14 protein-coding genes are annotated in these 22,144 nt (G+C 59.4%); 5 read left to right on the forward strand and 9 right to left on the reverse strand.

The annotated features are described in order from the left end of the window. Positions 1-306 precede the first annotated feature (306 nt). Positions 307-2,970, forward strand: a complete 2,664-nt coding sequence (locus AC6R19_RS02215; protein ID WP_500577847.1) for a TonB-dependent receptor plug domain-containing protein — start codon at positions 307-309, stop codon at positions 2,968-2,970. A gap of 255 nt (positions 2,971-3,225) precedes the next feature. Next, on the forward strand, positions 3,226-6,231 hold the full coding sequence (locus tag AC6R19_RS02220; protein WP_500577848.1) for a TonB-dependent receptor domain-containing protein: 3,006 nt from the start codon (positions 3,226-3,228) through the stop codon (positions 6,229-6,231). A gap of 86 nt (positions 6,232-6,317) precedes the next feature. Here the strand turns inward: AC6R19_RS02220 and AC6R19_RS02225 are convergent, their stop codons facing one another. From AC6R19_RS02225 to AC6R19_RS02235, 3 genes are all read right to left on the reverse strand, one after another. Then, positions 6,318-7,970 carry a tetratricopeptide repeat-containing sulfotransferase family protein gene (locus AC6R19_RS02225; protein WP_500577849.1) on the reverse strand — a complete coding sequence of 551 codons (1,653 nt, stop codon included), beginning with the start codon at positions 7,968-7,970 and terminating at the stop codon, positions 6,318-6,320. Positions 7,971-8,254: 284 nt separating this feature from the next. Next, positions 8,255-8,539 (reverse strand): hypothetical protein, encoded by a 285-nt coding sequence (locus tag AC6R19_RS02230; RefSeq protein ID WP_500577850.1) that lies wholly within the window; start codon positions 8,537-8,539, stop codon positions 8,255-8,257. 124 nt (positions 8,540-8,663) lie between these two features. Beyond that, complete coding sequence (locus tag AC6R19_RS02235; RefSeq protein WP_500577851.1) at positions 8,664-9,668, reverse strand: methyltransferase domain-containing protein; 1,005 nt, start codon at positions 9,666-9,668, stop codon at positions 8,664-8,666. Positions 9,669-9,852: 184 nt separating this feature from the next. On the opposite strand from AC6R19_RS02235, the gene AC6R19_RS02240 reads away from it, so the two are divergent. Beyond that, positions 9,853-10,437, forward strand: a complete 585-nt coding sequence (locus AC6R19_RS02240) for a MarC family protein (RefSeq protein ID WP_500577852.1) — start codon at positions 9,853-9,855, stop codon at positions 10,435-10,437. Positions 10,438-10,849: 412 nt separating this feature from the next. Next, positions 10,850-13,519: a TonB-dependent receptor plug domain-containing protein gene (locus AC6R19_RS02245; protein ID WP_500577853.1), complete on the forward strand. Its 2,670-nt coding sequence runs from the start codon at positions 10,850-10,852 to the stop codon at positions 13,517-13,519. Positions 13,520-13,603: 84 nt separating this feature from the next. Here AC6R19_RS02245 and AC6R19_RS02250 read toward each other — a convergent pair whose 3' ends face one another. Then, entirely contained in the window at positions 13,604-14,740 is a 1,137-nt protein-coding gene (locus AC6R19_RS02250) for a tetratricopeptide repeat protein (RefSeq protein WP_500577854.1), read from the reverse strand. Between the two features lie 430 nt (positions 14,741-15,170). On the opposite strand from AC6R19_RS02250, the gene AC6R19_RS02255 reads away from it, so the two are divergent. Then, positions 15,171-16,955, forward strand: a complete 1,785-nt coding sequence (locus tag AC6R19_RS02255) for a peptide MFS transporter (RefSeq protein WP_500577855.1) — start codon at positions 15,171-15,173, stop codon at positions 16,953-16,955. A 234-nt stretch (positions 16,956-17,189) separates the two neighbouring features. On the opposite strand, the gene AC6R19_RS02260 is transcribed toward AC6R19_RS02255, so the two are convergent. The 5 genes from AC6R19_RS02260 to lpxL form a co-directional block, all read right to left on the reverse strand. After that, entirely contained in the window at positions 17,190-18,014 is an 825-nt protein-coding gene (locus AC6R19_RS02260; RefSeq protein ID WP_500577856.1) for a sulfite exporter TauE/SafE family protein, read from the reverse strand. A 147-nt stretch (positions 18,015-18,161) separates the two neighbouring features. Further along, positions 18,162-18,935 carry an MBL fold metallo-hydrolase gene (locus AC6R19_RS02265; RefSeq protein WP_500577857.1) on the reverse strand — a complete coding sequence of 258 codons (774 nt, stop codon included), beginning with the start codon at positions 18,933-18,935 and terminating at the stop codon, positions 18,162-18,164. A gap of 10 nt (positions 18,936-18,945) precedes the next feature. Beyond that, positions 18,946-20,103, reverse strand: coding sequence for an outer membrane protein assembly factor BamC (locus AC6R19_RS02270; RefSeq protein WP_500577858.1), 1,158 nt, complete (start codon positions 20,101-20,103; stop codon positions 18,946-18,948). Between the two features lie 34 nt (positions 20,104-20,137). Continuing rightward, positions 20,138-21,013 carry a 4-hydroxy-tetrahydrodipicolinate synthase gene (dapA, locus tag AC6R19_RS02275; protein WP_500577859.1) on the reverse strand — a complete coding sequence of 292 codons (876 nt, stop codon included), beginning with the start codon at positions 21,011-21,013 and terminating at the stop codon, positions 20,138-20,140. Positions 21,014-21,121: 108 nt separating this feature from the next. Beyond that, positions 21,122-22,090, reverse strand: a complete 969-nt coding sequence (lpxL, locus tag AC6R19_RS02280; protein WP_500577860.1) for an LpxL/LpxP family Kdo(2)-lipid IV(A) lauroyl/palmitoleoyl acyltransferase — start codon at positions 22,088-22,090, stop codon at positions 21,122-21,124. Positions 22,091-22,144 lie beyond the last annotated feature (54 nt).

The raw sequence follows: 22,144 nt of genomic DNA on the forward strand, positions 1-22,144 counted from the left end.
TTCACTGACACCAAAAAACTCGGTAACAGCCGCCAAAGGCGCCCGTTTATTCGCTAATTGGTACGCATGTAGAAAAAATGTTCTAGTGTTTTAGCAAGCCTCTGTTGATAGTAGTTAGCAGTTGTCATGGAGGGCACTGCCGTATTCGGCGTTTAGAACCGGTATCAGGAGAGGTATACCATGGACAGATCCCGTCTATCCCGGGCAATTAAGGGCGCAATCGCAGCCACGGCCGTATCTACCAGTTTTGCCACTTTGTCGTTTGCTCAGGAAGTGGAAGAAGTTGTCGTCACTGGTACACGCATCATGCGGACAACCGACGCCACCAGCGCCGTCCCGGTCACCGTATTCGACGCCGCGGCTCTCGAGAATTCCGGCGAAACCACACTCGAAGACTTCTTGCAGGAACTGCCGTCCATGACCGGTGGCCAACTGGGTCAATCCGTCAACAACGGCAACCCCGGCCTGGCGACGGTATCCCTGCGCGGTCTGGGCTCTTCCCGCACCCTGGTAATGTTGAATGGCCGCAGGGTGGTATCCGCCGGAACAACTACCGGCACCGTGGACCTGAATACCATTCCCGTATCCATCATAGAGCGGGTCGAGATCCTGAAAAGCGGCGCCTCCTCCATTTATGGTTCGGATGCCATCGCCGGTGTGATCAACATCATCACCAAGAAGGATTTCGAGGGCGCACAGCTACGCGCCGACTACGGCATTACCGATGAGAGCGACGGCGAACAGTGGCTGGCCGCCATGACCTTCGGCGCCGCGACCGATAAAGGTCACGTGATGCTGAATGTGGAGTACAGCAAGCGGGACGACATCTTCCAGGGTGATCGCAGGTTCTCCGAATGCCCCCTGGCCGAGGGTGGAGGCCAGGTATTCTGCTTTGGTAGCGGCACCAGCATACCCGGCCACATCTTTCCCGACGCTGGCGGCAGCCTGATCCAGGATCCCGCTACCGGGGAGGTTCGGCCATTTGTTTCCACAGACGCCTTCAACTTTGCCGAGTTCAGCTACCTGGTCACCCCCCAGGAAGTATTCAGTATCTACGGCTATGGCGAACATGAGCTGTGGGACATCAAGAACCTGACCACCATCAATGCCTTCACCGAACTGCTCTACGTCAACCGCCAGTCCGATCAGCTATTGGCCGCCGAAGGCACCTTCTGGACGCCGGGAATATCTGCGGACAATCCGTTCAACCCCGTCGGCGAACCCGTATTCGTGGCGCGCCGCCTGGCGGAGACCGGTGGCCGCGCCTTTACCCAGGACCTCAGCACCTGGCGCGGCGTGATCGGCTTCAACGGCGAGTGGTGCAACGAGTGGCTGTGGGATATCTCCTATACCTATGCGCGCTGGGTAGACCCCCAGATCGACCGGGGCCGAGCCAACCAGGAGAACATGGACACCCTGCTGGGCTCCGTCAACTTTATCCGCGACCCGGTTACCGGCGAGATCATCGGCGAAGAGTTTGTAACCGACGCCTGTAGAGAGGGCGACCCGATGTGCGGCGTCTTCAATCCTTTCGTACCCGGTACCTTCACCCCGGAGCTGCAGGCATTTGGCCTGGTCACCAACTCGCCGGTGGAAAAGGAAACCCTGGGCAGCTTCCAGGCCAACCTCGCGGGTGATTTCGGCGACTTCGCCCTGACCAGCGAGCCCTGGGCCTGGGCGGTGGGCTACGAGCACCGTTACGAGTCGGCGGAAGTCACCGCCGACGGCGCCGCTTCACTGGGGCTGATCTACTTCGTGTCAGGCCAGGACTGGGGCGGCAACTACAGCGTGGACGAGGGCTATGCCGAAGTGCGCGCCCCCCTGCTGGAGGGCCGGCCCTGGGCGGACGCACTGGCGGTTGAAGTCTCCGTCCGCTATTCCGACTACGACACCATCGGCGACGACACCACCTTCGGCGCGGTAATCGAGTACGCTCCCCTGGAGCAGCTGCGCTTCCGAGGCAGTTACAACGAGGGTTTCCGCGCGCCGGGCATCGACGACCTGTTCCTTCCCCAGACGCTCTCCGCCGAGCGCTACTCGGATCCCTGCTTCGAAGCCACGGACCCGGTAGTCGTCGCCAACTGTAATTCCGAAAACCCCGCACTGCTGACCCTGGATACGATTTCCGGCGGCCCCCAGGCGACCGGTGCATTCGGCGGCAACCCAGACCTGGACAAGGAGACCTCAGAGAGCTGGACCCTGGGCATAGTGTGGACGCCCACCTTCCTCGAGGAGCTCAGCTTTACCCTCGACTACTTCAATATCAGTGTGGACGACGCCATAGGCACCTTCACCACCGACCAGATAGTGAGCACCTGCTACGCCAGCCCGGGATTCTCAGACCCCACCTGTGACCTGATCCTGGGCCCGACGGCAGTGGGCCAGCCGGTGGGCTCCTTCGGCCCGCGGCGTGCCGCCAACGGCACCATCGCCGGCCAGCAGCTGACCGCCCAGAACATCTCCACCTTCGAAACCGACGGCGCGGACCTGGGGGCCTTCTACAACTGGGATATGTGGGGAGGCAATATCGCCGTCCAAGGCCTGGCAACCTACCTGCACGACTACAAGTTCCAGGCCAGCGAGATCGACCCGGAAATCAACCTCGCCGGCAAATTCGGCGCCGACCCGGTCACCACCCGCATCGCCGCCTTCCCGAGGTGGAAGATCTACCTGAGCGCGGACTACGAGGCCGAGTACTGGAGCGTGGGCACCACGGTGCGCATGGAAGGGGACGTGGACGACATAGCCCCCACCCCCGCCGACCTGGCCACGCATGTGGACGCCACCTGGTACCAGGACCTCCGCGCCGCCTACTTCTGCTGGGAAGACGTGAAGATCTCCGGCGGCATCCGCAACGTCTGGAACCAACAGCCCCCCTATGTCACCAACTACGATGACATGAACACCCTGCCGCTGAACTACGACACCATCGGTCGTTTCTTCTACGGCAGCATCACTCTCTCCTTCTAAGCCCCTCCGCCCCGCCCGCCTCGGGCGGGGCCTTTCCCACCGCCCAATCGATATCGCCCATTTTTTAGCCGAAACAACCTCCCAGACCTGACATTACGAAGTAATGGAAAAAAACTTGCGATTTTTTTGAGGGACTTCTGTGCCTGGTCGTCATTACCTGTGTTGGGAGGGAAGTGGCCACTTGGGGGTAGCCACTTCCAGCATCGCCATTCAAGGCAAAAGACTATAAATCCAACGATCAAGAGAGGATTTACAATGAAAAAGAACCTCCTGTCTGTAGCTGTCAAGGGCGCTCTGGGCCTGACCGCGGCTGCGATTATGGTTCCGGCCGTGCCCGCTCTGGCTCAAGATGCGGAAATGGTGGAAGAGGTTGTCGTAACCGGTTCGCGTATCGAGCGCGCCAACGATGTGAGCGTCAGCCCGGTTACCTCTGTGAGCGCCGAAGACTTTAAAGCTACTGGTGTTGTACGTGTTGAAGACCTGATCAACGACCTGCCTCAGGTAGCCGCCACCCAGACTGCTGGCCAGGCCAATGGCTCTACTGGTACTGCCACCGTGTCCCTGCGCGGCCTTGGCTCACAGCGCACCCTTGTACTGATCGACGGTCGCCGTATGCCGGCCGGTTCTCCGCTGGCAGGTGGCTCCGGTGCCGACCTGAACCAGATTCCCGGCGCTCTGGTTGAGCGCGTTGAAGTACTGACCGGTGGCTCTTCTGCCACCTACGGTTCCGACGCTATCGCCGGTGTTGTGAACTTCATCATGATGGACGATTTCGAGGGTGTCCGCTTCGAGACCCAGACCAGCGTCTACCAGCACAACAACGACAACAGCAAGATACAGGACCTGGTTACCTCCAACGGCTTTGATGTGGCCGACGGCAGTGTAACTGACGGTGAGACCAATGACTTCTCACTGATCATGGGTGCCAATCTGGATAACGGCCGCGGCAACGTGACTGCTTACGCCAACTACCGCAAGATCGACCCGGTTCTGCAGGCCGACCGCGACTACAGTGGCTGTGCCCTGTCCGGTAGCCCCGACAGCTTTGGCTGTGGTGGCTCCTCCACTGTGCCCTGGGGCCGCTTCACCGACTTCGGCCTGAACGACGGTGACACCACTGAAGGTTTCGACTACAGCGTCGACGGCGACGGCTTCACTCCGTTCAATCGCCTGTACAACTACGGCCCGCTGAACTACTTCCAGCGTCCGGACGAGCGCTGGACCATGGGCGCCTTCGGTCACTACGAAATCAACGAGCACGCCGAAGCCTACACCCAGGTGATGTACGCGGACGACCGCACCGTTGCACAGATCGCCCCTTCCGGTGCCTTCTTCGTGACCAACGACCTGTACTGTGGCAACCCCTTCCTGTCTGACGAGCAGTTCGACGCCATCTGTGGTGTTTACGGCCTGACCGAAAACGACTTCATTAGCGATCTGGATGTTGTCAATACCGATGATGACGGCAATGTAACCACCACCCCGGGCGCCATCTATATCGGTCGCCGTAATGTTGAAGGCGGCCCGCGTCAGGATGATATGCGCCACACCACTTTCCGCGGGGTATTCGGTGTTCGCGGCGACATCAACGAGAACTGGTCCTACGACGTTTACGGTCAGTACTCCGAGGTCAGCCTGGAGCAGACCTACCTGAACGACATGTCTGTGAGCCGCATCAAAAACGCGCTGGATGTTCGCGTTGATGAGCGCTTAGACTCAAACGGCGACCCGGTCAATGCCGATACCTATGGCCAGCCTGTTTGTCAGTCCGTACTAGACGGCACCGATCCGAACTGTGTGCCCTGGAACATCTTCCAGGAAGGTGGTGTAACCCAGGAAGCGATCGACTACCTGGTACTGCCGCTGTTCGCCCGCGGTACTACCGACCAGGAAATCATCTCTGGTTACGTAACCGGCGACCTGACCGACTACGGCGTGAAGCTGCCGTCTGCCGACAGCGGTGTAGCAGTTGTAATGGGCCTGGAAAGCCGTCGTGAAACCCTGAACTACTCTCCGGACTCCGGCTTCCAGAATGGCGAAGGCGCAGGTCAGGGCGGCCCGACTTTGGGTGTAGATGGCTCTCTGAGCGTGAAGGAAGTCTTCAGCGAAATGAGCGTACCGCTGGTTAGTGGCAAGCCGGGTGCTGAGTACCTGGGTCTGGAACTGGCCTACCGCTACTCCGACTACTCCACCGACGTACAGACCGACACCTACAAGGTGGCGGCTGACTACCAGCCGATCGCTGACCTGAAACTGCGCGCCAGCTTCCAGTCCGCCGTACGCCACGCGAACATCCGCGAGCTGTACCGCGCTCAGACCATCCAGCTGTTCGATATGAGTATCGATCCCTGCGGTTCGCGTACCGACTCCGACGGCAACGTTGTAGGCGCTGAGTACACTCTGGAAGAGTGTATGCGGACCGGCATCACTGCAGCCACCTACGAAGGCAATATCGACTCCCCGGCCGGTCAGTACAACTACATCGGCGGCGGTAACCCGGAGCTATCTCCGGAAGAGTCCGAGACCTTCTCTTTCGGTTTCGTATACTCTCCGTCCTTTGTTGAAGGCCTGACTGTCAGCATGGACTACTTCAACATTCAGGTTGAAGAGGCCATCGCCGGCATCGAGCCGGAGACCATCCTGCGCAAGTGTGCGGAAACTGGCGACGCGTTGTTCTGCGGCGCCATTAACCGCGGCGCCAATGGCAACCTGTGGATCGGCTCAGCATCAATCACTGCAACCGACGTGAATATCGGCTTCTTCGAAACCGAAGGTGTCGACATCAATGCCAACTACGGTTTCGACGTCGGCGCCTACGGCTCCATCGACATGAACTGGATTGCCACTTATCTCACCAAGTGGGATCAGCAGGAATTCGTCGGCCAACCGGTTGAGGACTGCGTAGGTAACTGGAACGGCTCCTGCGGCACTCCGACTCCGGAGTTCGTAAGCACCGTTCGCGCCACATGGATGACTCCGTGGAATGTTGACGTGATTGGCGGCTGGCGCCACATCGGTGACGTGACCGACCTGAGCTCTAAGGGCGCAGACTTCGATGCAGTCGACTACTTCGACCTGTCTGCATCCTGGGCTGCTTCCGACAACGTCACTATCCGCAGCGGCATCAATAATGTCTTCGACAAAGAGCCGCCGCTGACTTCTGACGCCGGCGCAGGCATCTACGGTAACGGCAACACCTTCCCGGGCATCTACGACGCCCTGGGCCGCTACGCCTTCCTGGGTGCTTCTGTAAACTTCTAATTCTCCCGAATTAGCGAGCATTACAGAAAAGGCGCGGTGGGAAAACCACCGCGCCTTTTTTGTATTTAAATATTTTTTTCCTAAATTTAGTTGGGCAGATATTTCTCCAGAACTTTCAGATGGGACTCGTAGTGTTTGTACCTGGCTGTTGATTTCTTGTGGATCGATTCCCGCACCTGCCAGATACTCGCGGTCTTGACGTAATTCTTGCGCGCACTGAAATCGAGACAAGCCGCATCCCACGGCAGCCCCAAGAAGCCAAGCAAGCGCCGAACTACTGGCTCAGGATCGGCCACTAACTGCTCATAGCAAATTTCGAAAACACTGTCAGGAAACAGTGTTTTCCAATATTCCATCAGCCGCACCTGTTCAGAGTAATAGTGGCCGATACAGTCGAGATCCACTGAATAATTCATACCACCCCCCAACTGTTGGAAATACACCGACAGGCAGTTATCCAGTAGGCCGCGCCTGGTCCAGATTATTCGGGACCTCGGCAGCGCACTCTTGATCATGCCCACATGCAGGAAATTATCCGGCCGCTTGTCCGTAAGCACACCCCCAGACGGAAACCTTTTCGCCAAGTAGTCAAGATATTCCTTGCCAACCAACTCGAAGTATTGCCTCTCTTTCCCTGCCAATATCTGAGGGTACCCATCATCCAAGCCATGGATCAATCGGGGAAAGAACTCCAACTCCCCGCCCGCAGTTACCTTGGAATGGCCACTAAGGATCTGTTCCACCAGCGTCGAACCTGAACGGAACATGCCGCAGATAAATACGGGAGTATCAGAGAGCGTGCTGTACTCACGGGAAAACCATTCTTGCGAGAAAAACCGGATCAGGCCATCAATGAATTTTGCATGAGCAACGCGATCGTAGGGAGCAAATCGCCGTCGTCCCAATCTATTAGCAATCTCAAATCTCGAAAAGGCTCTATCGTAATTACCGCAATCATCCAGGAGCTTGCCAAGTGCAAAATTAAGCTCCTCCAGATTATCTGGCGGCAAGTCTTCCCTACTGACCAAGGAGGCTATCTTCTTTATAAGTGGATCACTCTCGTTCTGTGCAGCCCGCAGATACGCCAAGCGACAGAGCGCCGGGTAATAGCGATCATCAAGAGACAGAATTCTCCTGTAAAGCTCGACGGCCGAAGCCTTGTCACCCGACTCCTCCAGAAGTCCCGCAAGATTAAAAATAGCCGGAATATATTTGTCATTGATCTCAAGTGCCTGCTCAAAACTACCCCTGGCATCTCCTTCCCGACACAACTCAGATTGGATAACACCGATGTTCGTGTAGACTTCTTCCTGAGCAGGAATGCTTTTTTGCAGGGCTTCTCGATACCGGTCAAGCGCTTCCTCCAGATGACCGGCCTGCTTCAACAAAAAGGCAAAGTTAAATATCGTATTTGGTCGATCCGGCACCTTCTTCAAAAATGCCCGGTATGCACTGATCGCCGCTTCAAGCTCACCAGTTGACTGCGCCAAATCCGCCACACGTAGCCAGTATTCAGGTCTCTCGGGAACAGCTCTGGCGAGCTGCTCAAGACAGGAGAGTGCATCTGCCGACCTTTTCTGTTGCATATAGAACTGAAACAGCTCTCGCAGCAGGCCTTCTCCTCCCTCTCCGGAGGACAACAACTCCTGATAGACTTGTTCCGCTTCGGAAAAACGATTCTGGGCGACAAATATCCTCGCCTCACGGAGACGATTCAGGAACTCGGAAGAGAAACTCATAGATCTTGGCAATAGAAGTGCCGACAACTGTCAGCGTGGGTATTTAGGTATCCAGAGCCGGGCATCGGACACTCGACTAACAGTGCTATCTTAACGATTTTAGTTATAAAGCTTCAGCTTTATAAAGAAAGCTCGCAACAAGGCAATACATGACAAAATTGCTGTATATCAATGCCCCCACAGAAGACAACTACGATATAACACAGTAATCTTACGGTAGAGCAGAAGCGCCCCCAGAATCCCAAAGAAACCAAAAGGCCGCCTCTTTCTTGAGGACCTACAGATCAGTAATTTGTTGGCTTGCTGCGCGTATCTTCATCAAGCATCTTCTTGCTCTCAACCCGCATATTTTCCCACTCTTCAGCGGTCATACAAGTCTTCTGCTTGAAACGAGAACCAGTAATTGGGCGAACCTTACAGATCTTATCGTCCTCTTTATTAGTCGTCTGACTACTGGTCTCAGAATTCAATGCTGCAGTTGAAACAGATTGCTCCTCACTCCCGCCCGAAGCACAACCACTCAGCACACCTGAAAAAAGAGCCAACGCCAAAAACAGTTTCATTTTCATATAGATACCCTTATTCCATATAACGATTTAAGTAAGCTTCCCTTTAAAGAAGTCGTAAAGCATATTACCGCGCCGCAAGTCTGACGACCACCAGCAAGTTCACGAGCCGCCGAGGAAAGCGACTTTATCGATCAGCAACCACCTGTTGATTACCTCCTCCCGGCTTCGACGCAACCAGCGACCAGGCTAGAGGCAAATTGAATTCATCTGCATATAGTGGCTCCGACACATGGATGACAAACCCGCTTCTGCGCACCATCTTCTCGAGAGCGCCAAATCCCCGCTCATCTATTGCCGCGTCGCACATCGACGACATACGTCCTGCGTAAGTCTGAAGCTCAACCACCATTCTTCGAAGCCACATCAGGACATCTTCCTTTTGGTAGGCGGGCAGTCGGGAATGAATATGATCCACATCCAGATAGAGCCTGCGTACCATATCGCCTGCAACATGCTTGCCATATCGGCGCATGGTTTTTTCCAAGGCGCGAAACCCCGGAATCAGCTTTCGAGAGGTTTGCTCGTAGACTTGCCTGTCGGCTCCAGATAAAACCGCGAATGCAGATTCAAACATGGCAATAGCATCTTCAACGAAGCCGATCCTTTGAACTTCACGTATTGCGGCATAGTTGGCTTCGCATTGCTCAAAGATAGTACCAGACTTGTAGTGCAAGAGCATGGCCATCACGCCGCCAGGTCTCACGATCGGAAGCAACTCTGTAACTGCGCCCAATCCTGCGTACTCAATACCAAACTGACTGGTCGCAACATCAATAGATTCGGGGGCCAACGGCAGCGCGGCAGCGTCTGCGACAATACCGTGCACGTAGGGCCTCCGGGCGAGAATACCACGCACAGCGTCGATGGATATATCGATGCAGCTTAAGCTTAACCCTTCCCGGGAGAACACATCGGCGGCATATTGAATTACAGCACCACTACCACTCGCGATATCGACAACCTCCAAAGTTTGCCTCTCTGAAGGGAGGCTCCGGAACAGTTTGTGCCAGAATTCGCTAACTGCAGGGTGGTCGGTCCCTCCACTGGCAAATGCTTCGCCAGCTTGAGTATTTTGCCAATAAGCCTGCCAGGCTTGTCCCTTTGAATTGAATTTGTTTTTTTCTTCCATCGTTAGATTATAAAAAGAAAAGCGTTTGCGTTGGTCGCCATATGATAACTTTCTACAAATTTAACAGAACTAAACAGTCAGCGCTCATCATCAAATCCGCGGACTAAAAGGTTTAGAGCTAAAATTTCTCATTCGCACCCAATACAGCACGTATAAGCCCCTACGACCACAAACTGGACAAAAAATGGACACCCTTACCGCTTTTCTGACCCTCCTCTTCGTCATGGACCCGCTGGGCAACATCCCCGTCTTCCTGGCCGCCCTGAAAAACGTCCCTCCCCGCCGACAGCTCTACGTCATCATGCGCGAACTGGTCTTCGCCCTGATCGTACTGCTGGTATTCCTGTACGGCGGACGTTTTGTGCTGGCCTGGCTGGGGCTGTCCCAGGAGGCGATCCGTATTGCCGGGGCGATCATCCTGTTCCTGATTTCGCTGCGCATGGTCTTCCCCACCGAGGGCGGGATCATGGGGGAGCGCCTGGAAGGTGAACCTTTCTTCGTGCCCCTTGCAGTGCCACTGGTGGCGGGGCCATCCACCATGGCCATTCTGATGCTGATGACCAACAGCGAGGGCGAGCAGTTGATGGACTGGACCCTGGCTCTGCTGGGTGCCTGGGCAGTCTCTTCAGTAATATTGCTGGCGTCTGCGCCACTGGCGAAGCTGCTTGGAAACCGCGGCCTGATCGCAGTGGAACGGTTGATGGGCATGGTCCTGGTTATGTTGGCCGTGCAGCTGTTTTTGGATGGAATGAAGCAGAGCCTCGCTTGACGATTTTTTTTGCTCGCAGTGCTCTATCCCAAGGATGGAGCTCTGCTCAAAATTCAACCTGCTTACTCTCCCTCTTTATTACTTCGCCTCACTCCCACCTCAACCTGATCACTTATTGAGCAACATTTCGACTGATCAACAATCTTTACATTTAATATCCACATACTCGAATAATTAAAATAAAAAGAAAGGCATCACTTAATTTTCCGCTAATGCGGATAAAAACACTTATCGAAGACTAAAAAAAGACCATACCGTTCAAAATACAAACATCTTGCAAGGAGGAGATGTAATTACTCATTGTCACGATAGTTCCATAATTTCATTCAATGCATTAAAGTCAGCTCGCGCATTAAATGCTACATGCTAATAAACGCATTATAAGTACCCTAAGTACATAAAAGGATGCATTATGATCAAGACCAAATTGAGCGTTGCCATCGCAGCTCTGGGCACTATCGCCAGCACTGGCGTCGTGGCCCAGGACGCAGTGCCCGGACCGGCGGTTGAAGAGGTAATTGTTACCGGTTCGCGTATTGCCCGCGATCCCCTGTCGACCACTGGCCCCATCACTATTGTGGATTCTGAAGCCATCAGCCGTTCCGGCGTCGGCACCATCGACGAACTTCTGCGCGAACTGCCTTCTATGGGCACGGCCGGTATCAACGCCAATGATAACAACGGTGGCCAAGGCCTGGCGTTCGTGGACCTGCGCAATCTGGGTTCCGCACGCACTCTGGTACTGGTCAACGGCCGCCGCTTCGTATCCTCCAGCTCAGGTGTTAGTTCTGCGGTGGATATGAACAATATTCCCGTCGACATGATCGACCGTATCGAAGTACTGACCGACGGCGCTTCCGCGGTATACGGATCCGATGCAGTTGCCGGCGTCATCAACGTGGTCATGAAGGATTCCTTCGAAGGCGCGCGCATCAGCGCCCGTGGCGGTGCCACTTCCGAAGGCGGTGGCGAGAACGGCGAAATTTCCTTCACTTTCGGTGGTGAAGGAGAACGCGGCAGCTTTATCGGCAACATCACCCACAGCCAACGCGACGAAATCGCTTACAGTGATCGCGATTGGGCCGGCCTGACCAGCGCCCTGACCCCGAACGGCAATATCTTTACCGATTACGCGCCCAATGGCTTTACTGTCGGTGAAGATCTCACCCTGACCCCGGGTTTCAGCCGCTACGATATCGGCCAGTACATGTGGCTGTCCGGCGCCATGGAGCGCACCAGCGCCAACTTATCTGGCACCTACTCCCTGAGTGATGCGGTTGAGGCATACGGCGAAGCCAGCTTCACCACCAAAACCACTAACCAGCAGCTGGCCGCCCAGCCGATGTACGGCTCCAACGGACTGGAACTGGACCCCACCAAGCACTTGCAACCGGAAATTCAGGCCCAGTTGCAAGCCGCTTGGCAGGAGGCGAAAGAGGCTTACGATCAGGCGATTGCCGACGGTGTGGCTGAAGACGACCTCCCGCCCAACCCGGGCGCAGACTGGACAGCTGGTTTTGATCTGTACAGCCGCCCCGTGGCCGGCGGTCCCCGGGAATCAGAGCAAACTACCGACACTTACCGCGTTGTCCTCGGCCTGCGCGGTGACCTTGCCAACGGCTGGGGCTGGGATGCCTTCGCAAGCTACGGCAAGAACGAAGGCGAGAACGTCACCGCCAACTCCTACAGCAAAACCAAGCTCCAGGAAATTCTCGATGGCAATGCTGAGGGCGTCGATCCGATCTTTGCCGGCGGCATGAGCCAGCAAGTGATCGATTACATGCGCTATGACGACCGGGAAGACAATGAGTACGAGCTGGTGAATTTCGGCGCGTCCCTGACCGGCGAAATTGAATCCATCCAATTCCAGGGCGGTGCACTGGGCTTTGCAACCGGTATTGAGTATCGCGAGGAATCCGGTGAATTCAACCCAAGTCAAGAGACCCAGAGCGGCCAAACCTTCAGCAATCAGCAGGATGCCACCGCCGGTGAATACGACGTGACCGAGGTATTTGCCGAGTTCAACCTGCCGATCCTGTCCGGTGCCAATTATGCGGAAGAGCTTTCCGCAGACCTGGCCGTTCGCTACTCCGATTTCAGCACCTTCGGCGGCGAGACTACCGGCAAATTCGGCCTGGTATACGCCCCGGTCGAAGACCTGCGCTTCCGCGCCAGCGCCTCGACCTCTTTCCGCGCGCCGGGAATCTACGAGCTGTATAGCGGTACCGCGCAGAGCTACGAAACCCTGTATGACCCCTGTGATACCAGCGATGGCAACCAGGGTGACTTCTGTGGCGATGAGGTTACAAACCCTGGCTTCAAACAGATTGGCACCCAGGTCCCGACCAATATCGGTGGCAACCCGGACCTGAAGCCGGAAGAAGCGACGACCTTCACCGCCGGTGCTGTCTGGACTCCGTCATTTGTTGAAGACCTGTCGATTACCCTCGACTACTTCGATATTCAGGTGGAAGACGCCATCACCTCGCCGGACCTGCAGCGCATCCTGGACGACTGCTACCGCGAAGGCATTGCCAGTGCATGTGCGTTCGTAACCCGCGGTGCCGGCGACCAGATCGTCGCACTGGAAGGTGCGAAAATGAACATCGGCCAGATCGACACCCGTGGTATTGACCTGGATGTCATTCAGAACTTCCACTTCGATGCTGGCCAGTTGGCTCTGCGTCTCCAGGCTACCCGCCTGCTGGAGTACAAGGAGTTCAATGAGCAATCCGGTACTGAAACCGACAAGATGGACTATATCGGCAACACCAGCGAGATGTACGTGAAGTGGCGCGGTCTGGTAGGTGCCACCTGGTATGGCAGCAGCTGGGATCTCGGTATGGACGTCCGCTACCTGCACAAGGGCGAATCTCCGGTTACCGGCGGCTTTGTTCCGATTCCGTCACATACCTACCTGGACCTGAAAGGCGGCTGGGATGTCAGTGAGCAACTGCGCCTTTCCGCCGGGGTGGACAATGTGACCGATCGCGATCCATACGAAACCCCCGGATCCAACTGGAACAGCACTTACGATTTCAAGGGCCGTTACGCCTGGGCTGGTGTCAGCTACCAGTTCTAAGCGACGACTCCAGAAATCAAAAGAAGAAGGGGCGCCTCGGCGCCCCTTCTTTGTTTGTAGAAATAGCCTGTAGACCAGGTGATATTATTGCTCCTGGTGCTTCAAGTAATCCAGCTTGCGCGCATAGGCATTGACCGTTGCCGGGTTATTCGCCTGGGAAAAAGCCTCCCGGAAACTCTCCCTGGAATCCTCGAACTCTCCCAGCCGGTAATTCGTCAGCCCCATCAGGAAATGAAACCGGTGGTCGTCCTCATATTTCCACAATGCGCGGCGCAGCTGTTTCTTGGCCTGCTGGTATTCGCCGTGCTCGTAGGCATCCCGCGCCTGGTAGAAGAGGTAATAGGGATTGCGCTCGCGGTGGTAGCGCGCCCGCTGGGCGTAGTGGTCGGCCAGTTCGGTGCGGTCGCCGCGGCGATAGAGGCGCTCGAGGTTGCTGATCGCCACCAGGTTGCCCGAACTCAACTGCAGGGCCTGGCGGTAGCTCTGCTCGGCCTCGCGGAAGTATCCGAAGCGGCTGTAGAGGGCGCCCAGATTGGTCCACAGGTTGCTGTCGCCGGGGCGCAGTTCCAGTGCCTTGCGCAGATACAGGAACGCCTGCTCGCGCTCATCCTGTTTCATCAGCTCGACGCCGCGGTTGCTGTAGTACTGGGCGAAGGCGTCGATATCCGACAGCTTGTACTGGTCGTAGAGGGGATCGTAGGCGGCCAGGTTGAAATCCACCACGCGGCGGCCGCGGGCGCTCTCTGACACCATATTGATATGGCGGTAGACGACGAAGGTCTGTGCTTCATCGTGACCCCACACCGGCGGCACATCCACCTGGTTGAAGTAGGCGTCGGCACCCAGCTCCCGCGCCATGGCGACCATCATCAGGGTGAAGGCCAGGCAGTTGCCGCGCTGGCGGTGGTAGGTCTCGGTCGCGGTCAGGGTGCTGTCCGCATCGTATTCGACCTGGAACTCGCGCCGCTCGAAGGCGCGGATCAACGCCGCCAGCCGCTGCTGCGGGCTGGCACCCGGGGCCACGGTTGCCAGGTAGGCGCGCATCTCCGATGTCAGTGTCAGCAGGTCGTCCTCGGGTAGCTTGGCCGTGTCCACGGGCTGGCCGAGAATCACGGCGCCGCTCAGGGCTGAATGGGTGTCAATGCCGCTATCGTCGTCGGTGGGTGCGCCGGCGCAGGCGCTCAGAAGCACTACCAGAATTAGAAAAAGTGGGGTCTTCATCGTTATATTCCCCTGTTTATCGCTCTCCCCTTAGCATTTACCACTAATCGCCGCCCTGGGGAATAGCAATGCGGCAAATTGACCGGTTTCATCTGTAACGATTCGCCTGCCTAACACGCAGCTGTTACACTTCGTGGGTTTAATCTGGAAGCTCCGGGCACAGTCTGCAACTCTCTCCGGTATGGCAGCCGCAAGGCTGACTGAGGTGCACCGCACCGTCATCATCACCCGAGACGCCGGCTGACCGAGGTTCCCCAATAACTATTACAAGGCACACCTGAAAATCGTTACGAGCGGGTGGCTGGTGGTGGCCGCCGGAGCACAGCAAGCGGAGTGTACTTTAGTACATGAGCATTGCGAGCACCGCCGGACGCCGCCAGGCGCACGCGCAGTAGATTTGCAGATGTGCCTACAGACAGAGGAACTTCTAATGTCTTCTAATGTCGCGGACGTCACCACGGCGGCCACTACTGCCGGCTCGGGCGAGTTGCTCGGCCACCCCAAAGGGCTCTATATCTGCTTCGCCACCGAGCTCTGGGAGCGCTTCTCCTTCTACGGCATGAAGTATCTGCTCCTCCTCTACCTCACCAAATACCACCTGTTTACCGACAGCGCCGGCTATGACGTGCTCGGCGCCTACGCGGGCCTGGTCTACGCACTGCCGCTGATCGGCGGCCTGCTGGCCGACCGCTACCTGGGCATGCGCAAGGCGGTGCTCTTCGGCGGCATACTGCTGTGCCTGGGTCACCTGCTGATGGCCGTCGAGGGCCACCAAGCCATTTCCTACGCTGCGGGCACTGTGCTCAGTGAGGCCATTACCCTGAACGACGGCACCGTGATCGCTGCCGGCACCACCCTGGCCAACGATGTGGTGATCCAGGACGTGGTGGCGCTGAAGGTCTTCTTTATGGCCCTGGCGCTGATCACCGTCGGCGTCGGCTTCCTGAAGCCGAATATCTCCACCATTGTCGGCCAGCTCTACGGCAAGAATGACCCACGCCGCGATGCCGGTTTCACCATCTTCTATATGGGTATCAATATCGGCTCCTTCGTCGCCACCCTGCTGTGCGGCTGGCTGGGCGAGACCTACGGCTGGGGCTATGGCTTCGGCCTCGCCGGTATCGGCATGGTGGCCGGCCTGATCACCTTTATGTGGGGCCAGAAGTTCCTGGACGGCCTGGCCGAGCCGAGCCGCCCGGAAGTGCTGAAACAGAAGGCCATCGGCCCGATCAACAAGGAGTGGGCCGTCTACCTGGGCGGTATCGCCTCCCTGGCCCTGGTCTGGTTCCTGGTGCAGAGCGAGCCGGTGGTGCACCTGGCGCAGAACAGCCTGCTGATCGTCGCCATCGTCGGCCTGATTCTCTTCTCCATGCTGCACCAGGACAGCAAGGGCAAGGACATGCTGGCCATCGGCATGGCCGCGGTGACCGCGGCGCTGGGCCTGGTGTGGGCCTTTACCGATGTGGACATCTGGCTGGGCGGCATGCTGCTGGGCCTGGTGGCCTTTATCGGCTACGGCTTCGCGCGCCACTACAGCGAGGAGTTCTCCCGCACCGTGGTACTGATGGTGCTGATCACCTCCACCATCGTCTTCTGGGCCCTGTTCGAGCAGTCCGCCGGGTCCATGACCCTGTACGCAGACCGCGTGCTGGATCGTACCGTTGGCGACGGCGAGATACGCGCATCCATGTTCGGCTCCCTGAACGCCGGCTTCATCATGCTGCTGGCGATTCCGTTCGCGGCACTGTGGGTATGGCTGGGCAAGCGCGGCTGGGAACCCAGCACACCGGTCAAGTTCGGCCTCGGCATACTGCAGGCGGGCCTGGGCTTCGGCGCCCTGGTGCTGGGCGCGGAGTTCCCCAACGAGGCGGGCAAGGTGGCGGCCATCTGGCTGGTACTGGCCTACCTGCTGCACACCATGGGCGAGCTGTGCCTGTCTCCGGTCGGCCTGTCCGCGGTGACCAAGCTGTCCATCGGCAAGGTGGTGAGCGTCAGCATGGGCACCTGGTTCCTGGCCACCGCCCTGTCCGAGACAGTAGCCACCCGTATCGGCAAGATGGCGGCCGTGGATCAGGAGGCCACCGGCGATGTGGCCTCTACCCTGGCCACCTACACCAGTCTGTATGAGTACCTGATGTGGTGGGGCCTGGGTGTCGGCGCGCTGATGATCGTCATCTCGCCGCTGCTGAAGAAGGGGATGTGCGGTATCCGTTAATTGCGGAACCCCTGAAAACGCGAAAGGCCGCTGCGGGAGCAGCGGCCTTTTTTGTTTCCGGTGGCGGCCCCGACTGCCCCCTCTCCCGGCCCCTCCCCCGCAAGCGGGAGAGGGGAGCTATTCTTTCGGGTTTCGGGGACGTCCCGACTCCCGACTCCCGACTCCCGACTCCCGACTCCCGACTCCCGACTCCCGACTCCCGACTCCCGACTCCCGACTCCCGACTCCCGGCCATTATCCGAGAAGCAGCCCCGCATTCAGCCAGATAAAGCGCAGCCCGATCACACACAGCAGGCCGGCGAAGCAGTTCTTCAGCAGCTGCGGCGATAGCCGGTGCGCCAGGTTGGCGCCGAAGCGGGCGAAAGGAGTACTGGCGAGGACTATGCCGGCAAACGCCGGCCAGTAGATATAGCCGCTGCTCCAGGCCGGCAGCAGCGCGTCGCCCCAGCCCTGCACGGCGAAACTGATGGCGCCGGCCACCGCAATGGGCAGGCCGCAGGCGGCGGAGGTGGCCACGGCGCGCTGCATCTGCACGCGGCAGTGGGACAGGAAGGGCACCGTCAGGGAGCCGCCGCCGATGCCGAAGATGGCGGAGGCCCAGCCGATAAATCCGCCGGTGCCGGCCAGCAGCGGTCCACCGGGCAGCTTCTCGCCGTTTTGGGGCAGGTGCGCATGACGCCGGCCGGCGAGCCACATCCTGGATGCGATCACTATGGCGAAGATGCCGATCAACAGCTGCAGCCAGGCCCCCGGCAGTAAGTGGGCGGTCACACCGCCGAGCCAGGAGCCGAGCAGTATACCTGGAGTCATGGACAGGAAGATGTTCCAGTCCACCGCGCCCTTCAAATGATGGGTGCGGATGGAACTGAGTGAGGTGATGACGATGGTGGCCAGGGAGGTGGCCACCGCCATATGGGTGAGTATCTCCGGGGCTATGCCGAGGGCGGTGAAGACCAGTACCAGCGCCGGCACTATGATCAGGCCACCGCCGACGCCGAACAGGCCGGCGATGGTACCGGCAGCGGCGCCGACCAGCAGGTAAATCAGCAGCGTTTCCATTTCCCTCTCCCCCCATTACCGCAAGTCATTTGTAGGGGCGAACCTTGTGTTCGCCCGAGTGCCGAGCCGAACTCACCAAAGGCGAATACAAGGTTCGTTCCAGCCGCTCCAGGTATTCACGGCGCCTTCGGCCCCTACGGTCAGACATCAATCGCGTTTGTCGATGGCAAGCCAGTCGAAGCCCTGCTGCTGGCAGGCGAAGATGCAGTTGGCGACCCGCCCGGCGGCGTCGGCCAGGGCCTCGCGGGCCAGCTCGATGCTGTTGTTCTTCTCGCTGATATGGGCGACCACGAGATGCTGCAGCTGGTCGCAGCCGACCCGCTGCAGGAAGCCGGCGGCCTGCTGGTTGCTCAAGTGACCGTAGGCGCCGCCGACACGTCTCTTCAGGGACGGTGGATAGGGCCCCTGGGCCAGCATCTGCGGGTCGTGATTGGCTTCGAGCACCAGGGCGTCGCAGTCGCCGAAGTGGGCCTCGACATGGGGCGTCACGGTACCCAGGTCGGTCAGCAGGCCGAGACTGCTGCCGCGGCTGCGGAAGACGAACTGGGCCGCCTCGCGGGCGTCGTGAGGCACGGCCACCGGCGTGACCTGGATATCCGCCACCGCGAACGGCTGGTGGCCTTCGATCAGGTGCAGGCGGGGCAGTTTGCCGATATCGCGGGCGCGCAGGGTGCCGGGGGTCAGGTAGACGGGCAGGGCGTATTTGCGCGCCAGGGGCGCGACGCCGGACAGGTGATCGCTGTGCTCGTGAGTCACCAGGATCGCGGACAGGTCGGAGGGCGAAACGCCGAGCCGCGCCATGCGCCGCTCGGTCTCCTTGATGGTAAAGCCGCAGTCCACCAGCAGGCAATGGTCGCCACTGGCGACCAGGGTGCCGTTGCCTTTGCTGCCGCTTCCCAGTGATGCGAAGCGAAGGGCCACCGGGCGGCCCTTATATCAGGTTCTGGCGAATCGCCATCAACAGTTGCGAGGCCTTGGCGCGGGACAGGGGCTGGCCGCGGGTGTTGCGGACGCGCACTTCTATCTGGTCATTGGCGCCGCGCAGCACCACCAGGTAACCGGGATACTCCGCAGCGGGCGCGCCGCCCACGCCCTGGATATCCGTAAACAGCGCCGGCTCGGCGCTGGGATCGATGTTGGCCAGTACCTGCTGCAGGGTCACGCCCTCGGCAGCCACAGCCAATTCGTCTTCGCCCTTGCCGCCCCAGGAGAACCAGCCGTCCTCCTCCTCGTCGGTCAGCTCGCGGTCTTCGTCATAGGTGACGTAGAAGAGGCCGACATCGGCATCCTCTTTATGCAGGCGGTAGGCGCCGGCATTGAGGGCGTGAGCCACCGTGGCCCACGCCCGGTCCATGGCCAGGCTCATGGAGATATAGGGTTCGCGCCCGGCCGGCTCCTGCAGCTGTACCTTGACCGAGGTGCCGCCGATGGCCTGGGCCACCAGGGAGGCGGCGGCGCCGGTGGATTCGGCCGCCAGGGCGGAGGACATCTCATCGATCATCCAGCCCTCGCGCTCGGGGTTGCTGGACTGTTCCGGCCAGTTCACGCTGCCGCTGACCGGCGCGTCCGCCGGCACGGACAGGTGGCGCACGTGGATTTCGGTAGTGTCCGGCTGCACGCCGGACTCCACCTGCAGGCGGTACTTGTCCTTGGTGTCCGGGCTCTGCTCGAACTTCAGCCAGGTGGTCTCCATGATGCCGGCGCTGGCGTCGGCGCGCTCCAGATTCAGGCCGGAGCTGCGCAGGAAATAACTCAGTTGCGGCCATACCTCCGCGGGCGGCTGGCTAACCAATACCCAGCGGCGGTTGCCGAGCTTCTGGATCTTGACCCTGTCCAGGCCCACGTTGACCGACAGCGCCTGTGGGCGCGGCGCCTCGAACTTGCCCTGCTCCAGCTCATTGCTGGCGATCTGCGGGATCTCGTACAGCTCTTCCTGGTGCTTGGCAGTCACACCGGCGGGCAGATGCAGCGGTGGCAGGCTGGCTGCGCGCTGGTAGTCGTCGCTGCGGTCGCGCAGGCCGAGCCAGCCGCAACCGCTCAGGGCGGCGGCGAAACAACAGAGGGCGGCTCCAGCGGTCAATCTTGTCATTATCTGCTTCCTGGTAAATTCTCGTATCGCGGGCTCAGAGGACGCCTGCGCTGCGCAGCGCTTCGCGCACTGTGGCGTGGTGCTCGGGGGAGAGGCTGGTGAGCGGAAGGCGGATGCCGCCGTCGATGCGCCCCATTTCCCGCAGCGCCCATTTCACCGGTATCGGGTTGGACTCCACAAACAGCACTTTGTGCAGTATGCGGATGCGTTGGTCTATGGCCCGGGCCGTCTCGGCGTCACCGCTGAGCGCCGCCTCGCACATCTGCGCCACCGCCGCCGGCGCCACATTGGCAGTCACGCTGATATCGCCGCGGCCGCCCATCAGCATCAGTTCCATCGCGGTGGCGTCGTCGCCGGAGTAGACAGCGAAGTCCTTCGGCAGGATTTCCAGCAGCTCGCGGGCGCGCTCCAGGTCGCCGGTGGCCTCCTTGATACCGACGATATTGCCGATGGGCGCCAGGCGCCGCACCGTCTCCGGCAGCATGTCCACGGCGGTGCGCCCGGGCACGTTGTAGAGGATCTGCGGAATGGCCACGGCCTTGGCGATGGCCCGGTAGTGCTGGAACAGGCCCTCTTGGGTGGGCTTGTTGTAGTAGGGGGTGACCAGCAGGCAGGCATCGGCGCCGCACTTGGCCGCGGCCTCGCTGAGCTCGATGGCCTCGGAGGTGGAGTTGGCACCGGTACCGGCGATCACCGGGATGCGCCCGGCCACCTGGTCCACCACGCGGCGGATCACTTCGATGTGCTCGTTGACATCAAGGGTCGCGGATTCTCCGGTGGTGCCCACGGCGACCAGGGCGCGGGTGCCCTGCTCGATATGCCATTCCACGAGGTTGTGCAGGCTGTCCCAGTCCAGGCTGCCGTCTGCATACATTGGGGTAGCCAGCGCCACCATACTGCCGGAAAACATCCTTACTCCTTATTCTCGCACCCCCATCCCCTGCTGAGGGAGTGAGAGAGTGCCGCCGAAAATGAAACCGGTATGTTACTGAGGGCACCGGATCTATGCCAGAGGCGATTACGTCGCCGCTTTCCTGCGCTTTTTCCTTTTCTTCCTGCGCACGCCCTCGTAGACGTCCGGCGCCCCCTCAGGGCGGGTCTTGAAGCGGCGGTGCAGCCACATGTACTGCGCCGGGTTCTCGCGCATGCGCGCCTCGACAAACTGATTGACCAGAATTGCGTCCTGCAGTTCGTCGCCGGAGGGTATTTCCCCGATCGGCGGGTAGATCACGACCTTGTAGCCGGCGGCGTCCGCCAGCCTGGTGACCGTATAGGGCACCACCTGGGCGCGCCCCACCCGGGCGAAGCGGGAGGTGCCGGTCACCGTGGCCGCGGGCTGGCCGAACAGCGGCGCGAAGACCCCCTGCTTGATGCCGTAGTCCTGGTCCGGCGCGTACCAGACGGCGCGGCCGTTCTTGAGCGCGCGCAGCATGCCGCGCACGTCCTTGCGCTGGTAGACCTCGGAATCCTCGCCGTGGCGCTCGCGCCCCTTGCGCTGCATATAGTCGTAAACCGGATTCTTGTGCGGGCGGTACATGCCGTCCACCTTGTGGCACAGGGAGACGAACTGGGCACCCAGCTCCAGGGTGGTGAAGTGCATCGCCATCAGCACCACCCCCTGCCCGCGGGACTGGGGCTCCCGCAGGTACTCCAGCCCCTCGACGGTAAAGCGCTTGCGCAGCCATTTGGAGGAGCGGAACCAGGCCATGCCGGTTTCCATCAGGGCTATGCCGTTGGATTCGAAGTTGCGCCGCAGCAGCCCGGCCCGCTCGGCCTCGGACATTTCCGGGAAGCACAGCGCCAGGTTGCGCTCGGCAATGGTGCGGCGGGTCGGGGCGACGCGCAGCATCAACCGGCCGAGCCCGCGCCCCAGTCCCAACTGCCAGCGGTAGGGCAGCTGGGCGACGAGAAACCAGAGGGCGAACAGCAGCCAGGTGGGCCAGTAGCGCGGGTGCAGCAGCGCCGCACGGAATCGGGGTTTTTCCATCGGACCTTTTTATTTGGGGGCGCGGTGATCTGCCGCCAACCGAAAGCGGCGCAT

This window comes from Microbulbifer sp. SE14 (genome assembly GCF_059834885.1).